This is a genomic window from Paenisporosarcina sp. NPDC076907 (assembly GCF_050269735.1).
Classification (GTDB): domain Bacteria; phylum Bacillota; class Bacilli; order Bacillales_A; family Planococcaceae; genus Paenisporosarcina.
Genome location: NZ_JBNNIX010000002.1, coordinates 341,187 through 353,803, shown reverse-complemented (window position 1 = coordinate 353,803; position 12,617 = coordinate 341,187). Strand labels below are relative to the sequence as shown.

Here is a 12,617-nt window from a genome sequence, read left to right as displayed (position 1 = left end):
GCGAGCTGGAAGTCGATGTGATTCCAGGTAAATGCATCGAGAAAGACATTTCCTTCTTAATTCAAGATTCTATATTAAACAAGTCTTTTTTAGGTTTCAGTAAGGTGAAAGTGTATTTCATGCTGAGAAAGTTGAGTTACCTATTGTACTAATTTTTTTGGAAAAGGACTATATCTATGAATAGAGAGAGTGAGGTTAGTCAAAATTGATTAGATAGAAAGGATAGTGATTGGAATGAAAGCAACACACTTTATTACAATATCTTCAGCACACGCCTTAGCCTTTACAATCATGTTGAAGTTTCTGTTTGTATTTGATTATATTACATGGAATCCCATACGTTGGACCGATAAGTGGCAAGTGTTTTCCGCGGCACACCCATTTGTGAAATGGGTTCTTACTTTCCTTGTCATTTTCATGGTCATAAATATTGCGATGGGGCTATTTTTACTGATTAAAAAAATGCCTGCTTTTGCCACTTCAATCGCCGTGGGATTGGCCATTTGGATTTTGTTGGAATGGAGTATTTATCAAAATTTCTCTCATATTAGTTGGAAATCTATCCCAATAGTAACTTCGATTTTAATTATTAGTCGAGCGCTTGCTGAGACTATTGTTTATTATGATCAAGAGGTTTACGAGGACAAACGAAAGTAGTTGCTGCAACTATTTGTTATGATAAAATGAAGGGGGCACGATGGAACTGGAGGGAAAAAGATGAAATTTCTTTGTTTAAATGGACCGAACCTGAATCGTTTAGGTAAACGTGAACCTGCTATTTACGGATATGAGACATTGGAAGATTTGGAACAAATGATGAAAAACCGAGGAAAGCAATCGGAAGTTACCGTCCAATGCAAGCAATCGAACCATGAAGGTGAATTGATCGATTGGCTTCATGATGCTGAAGACGATCAAATCGATGGTATTATTTTCAACCCGGGAGCGTATACGCACACAAGTTACGCAATTCGTGATGCTATTTCTTCCATAACAGTTCCGGTAATAGAGGTTCATATTTCCAATATCCATAGCAGAGAAAGTTTTCGTCACCAATCTGTCCTAGCTCCTGTTTGTGTCGGTCAAATTTGTGGTCTAGGAATATTCGGTTATACATTGGCACTAGAAACATTTTTACATAGAAGAAAAGGGGAATCTTAAATGGAGAAATTGTCTAAATTACGTTCAGCATTAGAGGAACATCAGATTGATGCATTGCTAATTACAAGCGGTCACAATCGCCGATACATAACTGATTTCACTGGGACGGCTGGTGTAGCAATCGTTTCTAAAGATCAAGCGGTTTTTATTACGGATTTCCGTTACACGGAACAAGCAGCAAAACAGATCCAGAACTTTGAAATCGTTCAACACACGAAAACGATGTTGGAAGAAGTCAGTGTACAACTGGAAAAAATGAATGTGAAAAAAGTAGGTTTTGAGAAAGACGACATGAGCTATGCGATGTATGAAAGCTATAAAAAAGCAGTTAATACAGAACTAGTACCTGTCTCAGGCCTTATTGAGAAAATCCGCTTGATTAAGACGCCGCAAGAGATTACTATTATTAAGGCTGCCGCTGATATTGCCGAAGCGGCTTTTGAACACATCCTTACATTTATTGCACCTGGCAAAACGGAATTGGAAGTTTCCAATGAACTTGAATTCTTTATGCGCAAACAAGGTGCGTCATCTTCTTCATTCGATATCATTGTCGCATCAGGGCTTCGATCAGCACTTCCACACGGAGTTGCAACGGATAAAGTCATTGAAAAAGGCGATTTTGTTACATTGGACTTCGGCGCATTGTATAATGGATATGTATCAGACGTAACAAGAACAGTAGCTGTCGGGGAACAAAGTGAAAAATTGAAAGAAATTTATCAAGTTGTTCTAGACGCACAATTATTGTCTTTGGAGAAAATCAAACCAGGTATGACTGGTATTGAGGCAGATGCAATCGCACGTGATTACATCAAGTCCAAAGGATATGGGGAAGCGTTCGGTCATTCGTTAGGACATGGTATCGGACTGGAAGTACATGAAGGGCCTGGATTATCGTTCCGTTCGGAAACAGTTCTCGAAGAAGGTATGGTGATCACGATTGAGCCAGGCATTTATTTACCTGGTATCGGTGGGGTTCGTATTGAAGATGATGCAGTAGTGACAGCGACAGGACTTGAAAAATTAACACATTCTACAAAAGAATTACTTATCTTATAATTTTGGAGGAACACTCATGATTTCAGTAAACGATTTTAAAACAGGTTTAACAATTGAAGTAGACGGCGGAATCTGGCGCGTACTAGATTTCCAACACGTAAAACCAGGTAAAGGTGCTGCTTTTGTTCGTTCGAAATTACGTAACATTCGAACTGGTGCTGTTAATGAAAAAACATTCCGTGCTGGTGAAAAAGTGGAAAAAGCTCAAATTGATAACCGTAAAATGCAATATTTATACGCAAACGGCGATACTCACAACTTCATGGATACGGATTCGTATGAACAAATTGAACTTGATTCAAACCAAATCGAGTATGAATTGAAGTTCCTTCGTGAAAACATGGAAGTTCAGATCATGCAATACCAAGGGGAAACTCTAGGGGTTGAATTGCCAAATACAGTTGTTTTGGAAGTTACAGAAACAGAACCAGGTATTAAAGGCGATACAGCTAGTGGCGGTACAAAACCTGCGATTTTGGAAACAGGTCTTTCTGTACAAGTTCCTTTCTTCATCAACCAAGGTGATAAGTTAATCATCAATACTTCAGAAGCAGCTTACGTTTCTAGAGCTCAATAATTTTTAAAAATTCAAGTCTAATCTAGTCTGGCGTCAGGAAGGCTAAATACGCGGCAACGTGTCGCGATGCCTTTATAACACACATCCTAAAAAAGAGTTGCTAATTGCACATCGTGCAGTTGGCAACTTTTTTTCATGTCTACGCTCGTTTTTGCATACGATGAATAGACAGAGGAGGGGACAAGTCGGAATTTATGGATGTAATTCGAGTGGCAGGAATTGGATTGATTCTTGCATTGTTGCACCTTTTCTTTGAACAGACAGGGAAAAAAGAATTTTCATTTTTTTTATTTGTATTTGGATATCTGTATATGACCGTGGAAATGTTGCGTTTTCTACGTTTCTTCTTTGAAGAAATCACCACTTTTTTCGAATGGCTTACCATTTCGGTGTAAGATATGCAAATCATCCTGGTCACAATCGTAATTATGTTTCTGATGTTGTTGCTTAAGCAAATCCTTCCGCAATTTTCACCTCTGATTCTCAGCTTTTTCTTTTTTATTTTACTCTCAAATATTTTATTCCAAACGCTCTTTCCAATCGTAAGACAGGTACTAGAACAAGCTCCGAAAGAAGCACTTCCAATTGCACGGGTACTGTTAATCTCTGTATTCCTGACGTTTTTGGGAGAAGCCTTGATTGAATGGTGTCGAAATTTAAATTTGAATACGTTTGTTCCAATCATATCTATAAGTTGTCATGTTTTGATTCTCACCTATTGGTTGCCACTCATACAGCAAATGTTTAATACGCTGACTCGGCTTTTGATCGAATAATTTTAGGTGTAAAAGAGGTGGGAAGGTTCATGCTTGAACCCTTGTATACCTATTTTTTTGGTGTAACCCGATACTTTATCGTACTTCTCATCGCAATTATTTTTGCGATGATTATCGATATTTTATTTCCTGAGGCCAAACGATGGACAAGGTTATCCCTTTTTTGTATTGCGGTGCTGTACACTCTGACGCCAGCAATTGATGCCATGCATATTATGCAGCAATTTGCACGACAGATGGTAACTGTTTTTATGAGTGTCTATCCCGTGTTGACGGCTGGCTTGTTAATGAATAGCGGAACGATGGCATTTTCTATTTGGAATCCTGCACTCTATGTATTTATTCAATTTACTGTGGTGCTTACCGAAAGAATTCTTATCCCGTTATTAATGACCACCATCCTGCTAGATTTCATCAGTCGTTTCCATCCAGCTACCCCGTTTTCAAAACTGACCGATATTATACGGACGTCTTTACTCAGTATCGTTTCAGCAGTTGTAGTTATCTATAGTTTTTTCATTTCTATACAAGGTTTTATCTCCTGGAATATCTCAAGTGCAGTTACAGAACCCATCAAAAAAATCATTCAACAGAACATTCCGTTTGTGGGTTCTTTTTTTTCAGAGAGTTTAAGTACATTTACACGCTTTTCATCATCCATCACGTCCATTACTGGCGGTGGTATTGCTTTTACCATTCTTCTGGTTGTGTTGATTCCTACATTAAAAACAATCAGTATTGCTTTTTGCTATCGATTGGTGGCAGCAATTATTGAACCATTCGGACCCGAAGATCTTGCCAGTTTTCTGGATGATATCGGAAAATCGATTTTCGTCTTAAGTATCTTATCTTTCCTGATTGCCTTCGCCTTTTTCTATACGGCCATTTTTATTGTAATATTGGTTAAATTCTCGATGCTGATGAGGGGTTCATGATGGCTGATTGGTTAAAAGGATTAGTGTTCATTATTCTTCTCAGTGAAATTCTTCAGGCAATTTTTCAGCATTCTGATTCCAACGAAAAGATAGAGGAATATACCAAACTGGGACTAGCCATGTATATCTTATTGTTTATCTCTTCTTTTTTCTATGAATAGTTGAGGAATGCTTGTCATATAGTTTATCAAATGCCTGTCTCACTTAAGAGAGGAGCGTGATTCCATCCATTAAAACGAATCGAATGAAGAGCGGGATCCTGCTCGCTAGTCTCTTGGTATTCATGGTGTTTTTCTTGTTCAGTGAATCCATTTTCACCAAGCAATCTAACTCATCCAGTCAGTCACAAGATGCAATATCGCAAGAAAACTCATTGAAAACGGCATTGGAAAAAATGGCTGGGGTAGGTGAAGTCGAATTATTTTTTTATACAGGCACGAACGAGCCTCATCAAACAGTTACGGAAAAACCTAGCTTTGCCTTGTTTGATCAGACAACCAGTGAGCAAAGCACTATTCAATCCGTATTGGTAGTAGCCAGTGGAGCGGATCAAGCAAAAACCAGATCAATGTTAAAAGAATATTTATCGGCAGTATTATTGCTGCCACAACATCGAATTGTCGTCGTCCCGATGGATGAGAAAGGGGTTTCTAAATGAAAGTCAAAAAACGTACAGTGTGGATGCTAACTCTATTAAGTTTGGTAGCAGTAATTTCGGTGTATTACGTGAACGAACCCAACAATATGCCCTTTGATGGTTTAGCTATTTTCTCAGATGAAGACCTTAATCAAATGAAGGTCGATGACACAACTGCAGATGAATCAGTGACACCAGTATATGCTCAAAGTGCGTTATTTGAAGAAATGAGAATGGAATTACAAAACGAACGCAGTCAGTTAAAAGAACACTTAACAGCAAGAATTGCTTCTAACGAAATGTCGGCTGACGAAGTGAATGAAGCATACTCTGATATGAATGATTTAACTGTACGCGAGTCAACGGAAGCTATGCTTGAAATGCTCATTCGTTCACTAGGATATTCAGATGCCTTGGTACAAACAGATACAGGAAAAGTGGATGTAACAGTAATCGCTGATGAACTTGGAAAATCCGAAGCAAATCAAATTATTCACACTGTCATGAAACAATGGGAAGATGCGAAAAAAGTAACGGTAACATTCCAACCAGCTTCATAATGAACGAAAAGGGCCGAATTTAGGTCCTTTTTTTTGCGAGTATATGAGATTAGTAGTGAATTAGTACGGATCGTTTACTCATTGGAATTGCTATAGTACTGTATGGACAAAACTGACTGCTAAGTAGACGATAACCAGTCGTGAGTTAATATAAAGTCGTTGGAGTGGTGAGAAATAAGATAAATGGCCATTACAATTAATAAATAAAACAATCGACTGTGTTACTTTTGAGTGAGCGGACGCTCAGTCTGACTTTTAGCGATTCACGTCTGAAAAAATGGAGATGACGTCTGAAAATCGAGGCATGACGTCTGAAAAAAAGATCATGACGGTTTGAATCACCAATTATCAATACTCGTTAAAAGATTCCGCAACATGCACTACTCTTGATTCCATGATCAACCACGGAGAAAGGTATTTGTTTTGTCGTCAAAACTTTCAGGTTTCAATAAGAGTGGAATTGTATTTATAAGCTACAATAGTTGACTAATAATTAATTTCTCACTTCTCCGAACTTTCCGAATTAGTACCAACTCTTAAAAAGTTTTGGTTATCTATTTCAAATTTTCTCAATAACGTCTAAAATAGAAGAGGTACGTAATTCGATACGAGGTAAGGGGAGTTCGGAATGTTAAAAGTACAAGAAATTCGTGAAATTATTAAATTAATTGACCATTCATCAATCGATGAGTTTATTTACGAGGCAGAAGGCACGAAAGTGAAACTGAAAAAAAATGGTGTACAGGTAACTACTGAAACAATTGTTCCTCAAGCGAAACCAGCAGCACCAGCTATTGAAACACCTGCTTCAGTGGAAGTGAATCCAGCACCGGTTGCTCCAACTGCTAAAGAAGCAAAAACTGATGTTGAAGCAAAAGAATTAGCAGTTAATGATGCTTCTCTTCATCAAATTACTTCACCAATGGTAGGGACGTTCTATCAATCTTCGTCACCGGATGTGCCAGCTTATGTTCAAGTAGGCGATAAAGTAACGGAAGATGGAGTTGTATGTATCGTAGAAGCAATGAAATTATTCAACGAAATCGAAGCAGAAGTGTCTGGCGAGATTGTAGAAATTTTAGTAAAAGATGGACAACTCGTAGAGTACGGCCAACCTCTGTTCTTAGTAAAAGCGAACTGAGGGGGAACGGATGATGAAAAAAGTTTTAATTGCCAATCGCGGTGAAATCGCGGTTCGTATTATTCGTGCGTGTAAAGAGTTGGATATTGAAACAGTGGCTGTCTATTCGGAAGCAGATCGTGAAGCGTTGCATGTTCAAATGGCGGATGAAGCTTATTGTATCGGTCCAAAACAATCGAAAGATAGTTATCTGAACTTTAGCAATATCATTAGTGTTGCTAAGTTGACGGGTTGTGATGGGATTCATCCGGGATATGGTTTCTTGGCTGAAAATGCAAGTTTTGCAGAGCTGTGTGAACAATGCAATATCACGTTTATCGGTCCAACATCTGATGCCATCTCACGAATGGGAACGAAGGATGTTGCACGTGAAACGATGCGAAAAGCTGGTGTTCCTGTCGTACCGGGCTCTACTGGTATTGTGGCGGACGAAAAAGAAGGTTTAGAGATCGCCCATAAAATAGGCTTCCCAGTCATTATTAAGGCAACTGCCGGTGGTGGCGGTAAAGGGATCCGCGTGGCACGTACGGAAGAAGAACTGGTCAAAGGCATTCAGATTACTCAAAAAGAAGCTGCGGCTGCTTTTGGCAACCCTGGTGTTTATATTGAAAAGTTCATTGAAATATTCCGACATGTTGAAATTCAGGTTCTGGCTGATAATTTTGGAAATGCGATTCATTTAGGTGAGCGTGATTGTTCAATCCAACGTCGTATGCAAAAACTGGTAGAAGAAGCGCCATCTCCAGCTTTATCTCCAGAAATCCGTAGTCAAATGGGAGATGCGGCGGTGAAAGCTGCTCTAGCGGTGAATTATCGCAGTGCGGGAACAGTTGAATTTATATTTGACCATATTAATCAAAAGTTTTACTTTATGGAAATGAATACACGTATTCAAGTTGAACATCCTGTTACGGAAATGGTGACAGGCATTGATTTGATTCAACAGCAGCTTAAAGTAGCTTCTGGCGAGACATTAGCGTATACGCAGGAAGACGTAACCATTAAAGGGTGGGCAATTGAGTGTCGTATCAATGCGGAAAATCCTTCAAAAAACTTCATGCCTTCAGCTGGAAAAGTTGAAATGTATCTAGCACCGGGCGGAAATGGTGTACGTGTGGATTCAGCTATGTATTCAGGCTACAGCATTCCTCCATACTATGATTCAATGGTGGCCAAACTGATTACTTTTGCGGATACTCGTGAAGAAGCGGTTGCAAAAATGAAGCGTGCGCTAAGTGAGTTTGTTGTGGAAGGTGTTTATACAACAATTCCTTTCCATGCGAAATTGATGGACCATGAAGAATTCAAATCTGGTGATTTCGATACGAAGTTTTTAGAGAAATACGACGTTATGAATTCCTAAGAAAGGATGATTGAAATGGCTGAAAAAACAACAACTGCTTATTTGCAAATGACTCCTGCTGGTAAAGAAGAGTTAGGTAAAATCGAAGTAGCTCCAGAAGTACTGGAAGTAATCGCAGGCATTGCCACGACAGATGTTGAAGGAGTGGCAGGTACACGCGGAAGTTTTGCAACTGGAGTTGCCGAGCGTTTAGGTAAAAAAGTTCACGGTAAAGGGATCAAAACAGAGTTGACTGACCAAGGTCTTTTTGTTGAAATTTATTGCACCGTGAAATATGGCGCATCAATTCCTAAAGTAGCAAAAGAAGTTCAAAGCCAAGTGCGACAAGCAATTTTGAATATGACACTTCTAGAAACACAGGAAGTAAATGTTCATATTACGGGCGTCCAGTTTGAACAGCAAAAAGAACCAACTAACGAATAACCTAAAGCATCGTTCGGTCAATCCGAACGATGCTTTTTTCTGAACATTCGAACTTCCCTTTGAGGATGTCTTGTGTACGCGAAATATGCTATGATGTGTTCGAATGCATATAAAAGGAGACTACCCATGAAACGTAGAGAAGCTCGTGAAAAAGCGTTGCAAACTTTGTTTCAGTTAGAAAACACGGAGTTAACAATTGAAGAAGCAATGAGCCACGTATTAGATGGCGACAATGATTCTTTCTATGAAAAACTTGTTCGTGGAACGACTGAACAGCTAGCGCAAATAGATGAATCACTTAAAACAAAATTAGAAAATTGGTCTTTGGATCGTTTACCTAAGATTGAACGCACAGTATTGCGTTTGGCAGTTTATGAATTGTTATTTATGCAAGATGCACCTTCAAAAGTTGTAATGAATGAAGCGATTGAATTATGCAAAACGTTTGGTGATGAGAAATCAAGCAAGTTTGTAAACGGAGTTCTATCTAAATATACGGTCGAGACTTCTAACTGACAACAGGGGGAATTAAGACATGTCGAGTGCATTAATTAGCGGAAAAGAAATTGGACAAGAGATACGCGATGATTTAACCGAACGAATCATTTACTTGAAGAATCAAGGCATTACTCCGGGCTTAGCGGTTATTTTAGTTGGTAACAACGCAGCTTCGAAGACCTATGTTTCCAATAAACAAAAAACGTGTGAAGCACTTGGCATGAATTCTCGTTTACTTTCTTTTGAGGCAGACTTAACCGAAAGTGAACTCTTACAAACAATCCATTCTTTGAATGATGACCCTAACATACATGGCATTTTAGTACAGCTGCCGTTACCGGTACACATTGGAGAATCAGCTGTATTGGCTGCTATAGATCCAACAAAAGATGTTGATGGTTTCCATCCAATCAGTGTTGGGAAAATGATGCTCGGACAGGAAACTTTCCTGCCTTGTACGCCATATGGAGTGATGAAACTCCTGGAATTCTCTGGGATTGATCTCTCTGGCAAACACGCTGTTGTAGTAGGACGCAGCCACATTGTCGGAAAACCAATGGGCCAGTTGCTATTACAAAAAGATGCAACTGTAACTTATGCGCATTCCAAGACACCTAATCTAAAGGAAATTACATTGCAAGCGGACATACTTGTGGTTGCTGTTGGTAAAACAAAAATCATAACGAGTGAATATGTTAAAAACGGTGCCGTCGTCATTGATGTTGGCATGAATCGGGATGAAAATAATCGTTTGTGTGGCGATGTGGATTTTGAAACGGTAAAAGAAAAAGCATCATACATAACACCAGTTCCAGGTGGAGTCGGACCGATGACAATCACTATGTTAATGGCCAACACCGTGCAATCCGCAGAAAATGAGTTGCGTCAAGACAAATGAAGTTAAAACAGGTAAAATAAAGGGAAGAAGCTGTTTTTCTTATAGAAAGACAGCTTTTCTATTTCTTCTTCGTGAGGAGTTCGAATACACGTGACTGCAACTTCATATTTAACAGTGAAAGCACTGACCAAATACATAAAAAGAAAATTTGATGCGGATCCCCATTTGCGTAACGTTTACGTCAAAGGTGAACTATCCAATGTCAAAATACATACGAGTGGACACATTTATTTCACCATTAAAGACGATCAAACAAGGATGCCTGCTGTCATGTTTGCGGCTCAGGCAAGAAGTTTGAAATTCAAACCAGAAAGCGGAATGAATGTTCTTTTGCAAGGCGATGTAAATGTTTATGAAGGCTCAGGCCAATATCAGTTTTATGCTCAAGTAATGCAACCAGATGGAATAGGTGAATTGTTTGTGGCATTTGAACAACTGAAAGAAAAACTGGCAAAAGAAGGGCTTTTCCATCCTTCGAGAAAAAAACAGATTCCTAAATATCCTCAAAAAATCGGGGTCATTACAGCTTCCACAGGAGCTGCTATCCGCGATATCGTTACGACGTTAAGCCGACGTTATCCGTTAGCGGAAGTTATTATTTTTCCTGCTCTTGTTCAAGGCGCAGGAGCGGCACCGAGTATCGTCAAAGCATTAAAACGTGCTCATAGTTATCCTGATTTGGATGTTTGTATCGTCGGGCGGGGTGGCGGTTCGATTGAAGATCTATGGGCTTTCAACGAAGAGGTTGTTGCAAGGGAAATCGCGAACAGTACCATTCCGATCATCAGTGCGGTAGGTCATGAGACGGATACAACGATTGCTGACTTTGTTTCTGATCTGCGTGCGCCGACTCCCACTGCTGCAGCAGAACTTGCTGTACCAAATCAACTGGATTTGCTTGAACGAGTTTCCAATAGAAAGTCACAAATGGTTTCAATTGTCACAGCCATCTTATCGCAGGAGCGAAAAAGGTTAAATCGGGTCGTATCTGCATATCCACTTGCTTACCCAGAAAGATTGTATCGACCATTTGTTGAGAGGCTAACGCGAGCCAATGAACAGTTGGAGAAAAATGGACGGACAATATTACAACAAAAACAACAACAGATTGCACAGCAAACCATGCGTCTGACGTTGCAAAATCCGCAGAAAATGGTTTTACAACATCAAAAAAATGTAATCAATTATGAACAACGACTGCGGTTGGCTGCTCAAAAAAATGTGCAGGCTAAAGGCCGATCGTTCAGCAACATGATTCAGTTGCTGGAAGCTTTGAATCCCTTGAAAATAATGGATCGAGGCTACAGTTTAACATATCAAAATGACCAGGTTGTCAAATCAATTGAAGAAATCAATCCAACTCAGCCACTGCATATCAAATTACAAGATGGAGTCGTAATTGCATCTATAGACTCTATTACCAAACAGTCTAAAGGAGAATCATCATGACAAAAAACACTGTATCTTTTGACCAAGCCATTGAACAATTAGAAGAAATCGTGCGTCAGTTGGAGCAAGGCGATGTCCCTCTTGAGGATGCCATTTCTCTTTATAAAAAAGGGATGGAATTGTCAACGGTCTGCCACGAGAAGCTTCATAATGCAGAAAAACAATTGATTTCAATTATGGATGATAGCGGTGAAAAAGTTCCTTTTGATGCTATTGAAAATGAGGACGCATCCCGATGACTTGTCTTCAAACTTTTACCGAAATGCATGTTCCTTTAATCGATCAACAATTGACTGAGCAAATCCAGTCAATTAATGCACCTAGTATTTTAAAAGAGGCAATGAATTATTCTTTGGCTGCAGGTGGCAAAAGAGTAAGACCGTTATTCTTACTAGCTGTCCTGGATTTTTTCAAGGTGCAACATTCTGAAGCCGCAACTGTTGGAGCGGCAATAGAAATGATCCATACCTATTCTCTCATTCATGACGACTTACCAAGCATGGATAATGATGATTACCGTCGAGGGAAATTGACCAATCATAAAGTTTATGGCGATGCAATGGCTATATTAGCTGGAGACGGATTATTAACTTACAGTTTCGGGGTTCTTTCACGCCTGAAAACCGTATCACCCGAAAATAAACTGGAATTGATTCAGCTAATGAGCGAGGCAGCAGGAGCTGAAGGAATGGTTGGCGGACAAGTTTTGGATATCGAAAGTGAAAGAAAAACCATTTCAGTAGATGAATTGGAAACCATACATATCAACAAAACGGGTGCACTATTGTCATTTAGTATTGTAGCGGGGGCAATTTTAGCTTCTGCTGATGCTCATGCAAAAAAGGCATTGCAAGATTTCGGTTTTCATATTGGACTGGCCTTTCAAATTCAGGATGACATTTTGGATATTGAAGGCACAACGGAGTCGCTAGGGAAAACGGCTGGAAAAGACGTTGCAAGTGAAAAAAATACGTACCCAGCATTATTGACTCTCGATGGAGCAAAAATGAAACGCGATTGGCATTATAACCAAGCCATCGAATCACTTCGCCTTATTTCTAGTGAACCTGGTCTATTGGATGAATTAGCTGCTTTTATCGTTAATCGCAGCAAATAGTTATCAGGTAAATGTTTGTA

Annotated in this window: 17 protein-coding genes; all 17 read left to right on the top strand. The window is 39.4% G+C overall.

Going from position 1 to position 12,617, the window contains the following annotated elements; translation table 11 throughout:
• Positions 1–234: 234 nt before the first annotated feature.
• The 17 genes from ACQKEV_RS09465 (at position 235) to ACQKEV_RS09385 (ending at position 12,597) form a co-directional block, all read left to right on the top strand.
• Positions 235–657, top strand: coding sequence for a hypothetical protein (locus ACQKEV_RS09465; protein WP_427445691.1), 423 nt, complete (start codon positions 235–237; stop codon positions 655–657).
• A gap of 60 nt (positions 658–717) precedes the next feature.
• A complete protein-coding gene (gene aroQ, locus ACQKEV_RS09460; RefSeq protein WP_427445692.1) occupies positions 718–1,161 on the top strand; it encodes a type II 3-dehydroquinate dehydratase in 444 nt (147 codons plus the stop codon).
• Positions 1,162–2,223, top strand: a complete 1,062-nt coding sequence (locus tag ACQKEV_RS09455) for a M24 family metallopeptidase (RefSeq protein ID WP_427445694.1) — start codon at positions 1,162–1,164, stop codon at positions 2,221–2,223.
• 16 nt (positions 2,224–2,239) lie between these two features.
• Positions 2,240–2,800 (top strand): elongation factor P, encoded by a 561-nt coding sequence (gene efp / locus ACQKEV_RS09450; protein ID WP_269927018.1) that lies wholly within the window; start codon positions 2,240–2,242, stop codon positions 2,798–2,800.
• Positions 2,801–2,994: 194 nt separating this feature from the next.
• Positions 2,995–3,195 (top strand): SpoIIIAC/SpoIIIAD family protein, encoded by a 201-nt coding sequence (locus ACQKEV_RS09445; protein WP_269927019.1) that lies wholly within the window; start codon positions 2,995–2,997, stop codon positions 3,193–3,195.
• 410 nt (positions 3,196–3,605) lie between these two features.
• On the top strand, positions 3,606–4,511 hold the full coding sequence (locus tag ACQKEV_RS09440; protein WP_336283212.1) for a stage III sporulation protein AE: 906 nt from the start codon (positions 3,606–3,608) through the stop codon (positions 4,509–4,511).
• Positions 4,511–4,672, top strand: a complete 162-nt coding sequence (locus ACQKEV_RS09435; RefSeq protein ID WP_427445696.1) for a hypothetical protein — start codon at positions 4,511–4,513, stop codon at positions 4,670–4,672. The genes ACQKEV_RS09440 and ACQKEV_RS09435 overlap by 1 nt, the downstream gene beginning before the upstream one ends.
• A 56-nt stretch (positions 4,673–4,728) precedes the next feature.
• On the top strand, positions 4,729–5,169 hold the full coding sequence (locus tag ACQKEV_RS09430; protein ID WP_427445697.1) for a hypothetical protein: 441 nt from the start codon (positions 4,729–4,731) through the stop codon (positions 5,167–5,169).
• The gene (locus ACQKEV_RS09425; protein WP_427445699.1) at positions 5,166–5,708 is read left to right on the top strand and encodes a SpoIIIAH-like family protein; all 543 of its coding nucleotides are present in this window, start codon (positions 5,166–5,168) and stop codon (positions 5,706–5,708) included. The genes ACQKEV_RS09430 and ACQKEV_RS09425 overlap by 4 nt, the downstream gene beginning before the upstream one ends.
• A 628-nt stretch (positions 5,709–6,336) precedes the next feature.
• Complete coding sequence (gene accB / locus ACQKEV_RS09420; RefSeq protein WP_427445701.1) at positions 6,337–6,849, top strand: acetyl-CoA carboxylase biotin carboxyl carrier protein; 513 nt, start codon at positions 6,337–6,339, stop codon at positions 6,847–6,849.
• Positions 6,850–6,859: 10 nt separating this feature from the next.
• Positions 6,860–8,212, top strand: a complete 1,353-nt coding sequence (accC, locus tag ACQKEV_RS09415) for an acetyl-CoA carboxylase biotin carboxylase subunit (protein WP_427445702.1) — start codon at positions 6,860–6,862, stop codon at positions 8,210–8,212.
• 15 nt (positions 8,213–8,227) lie between these two features.
• Entirely contained in the window at positions 8,228–8,635 is a 408-nt protein-coding gene (locus ACQKEV_RS09410) for an Asp23/Gls24 family envelope stress response protein (RefSeq protein ID WP_427445704.1), read from the top strand.
• Positions 8,636–8,761: 126 nt separating this feature from the next.
• On the top strand, positions 8,762–9,151 hold the full coding sequence (gene nusB / locus ACQKEV_RS09405; RefSeq protein ID WP_269927028.1) for a transcription antitermination factor NusB: 390 nt from the start codon (positions 8,762–8,764) through the stop codon (positions 9,149–9,151).
• Between the two features lie 19 nt (positions 9,152–9,170).
• On the top strand, positions 9,171–10,031 hold the full coding sequence (folD, locus tag ACQKEV_RS09400) for a bifunctional methylenetetrahydrofolate dehydrogenase/methenyltetrahydrofolate cyclohydrolase FolD (protein ID WP_427445706.1): 861 nt from the start codon (positions 9,171–9,173) through the stop codon (positions 10,029–10,031).
• Positions 10,032–10,121: 90 nt separating this feature from the next.
• Positions 10,122–11,480 carry an exodeoxyribonuclease VII large subunit gene (gene xseA, locus ACQKEV_RS09395; protein ID WP_427445708.1) on the top strand — a complete coding sequence of 453 codons (1,359 nt, stop codon included), beginning with the start codon at positions 10,122–10,124 and terminating at the stop codon, positions 11,478–11,480.
• Positions 11,477–11,719: an exodeoxyribonuclease VII small subunit gene (locus ACQKEV_RS09390; protein ID WP_427445709.1), complete on the top strand. Its 243-nt coding sequence runs from the start codon at positions 11,477–11,479 to the stop codon at positions 11,717–11,719. The genes xseA and ACQKEV_RS09390 overlap by 4 nt, the downstream gene beginning before the upstream one ends.
• Entirely contained in the window at positions 11,716–12,597 is an 882-nt protein-coding gene (locus ACQKEV_RS09385) for a polyprenyl synthetase family protein (protein WP_427445711.1), read from the top strand. The genes ACQKEV_RS09390 and ACQKEV_RS09385 overlap by 4 nt, the downstream gene beginning before the upstream one ends.
• The last annotated feature ends 20 nt before the right edge of the window (positions 12,598–12,617 follow it).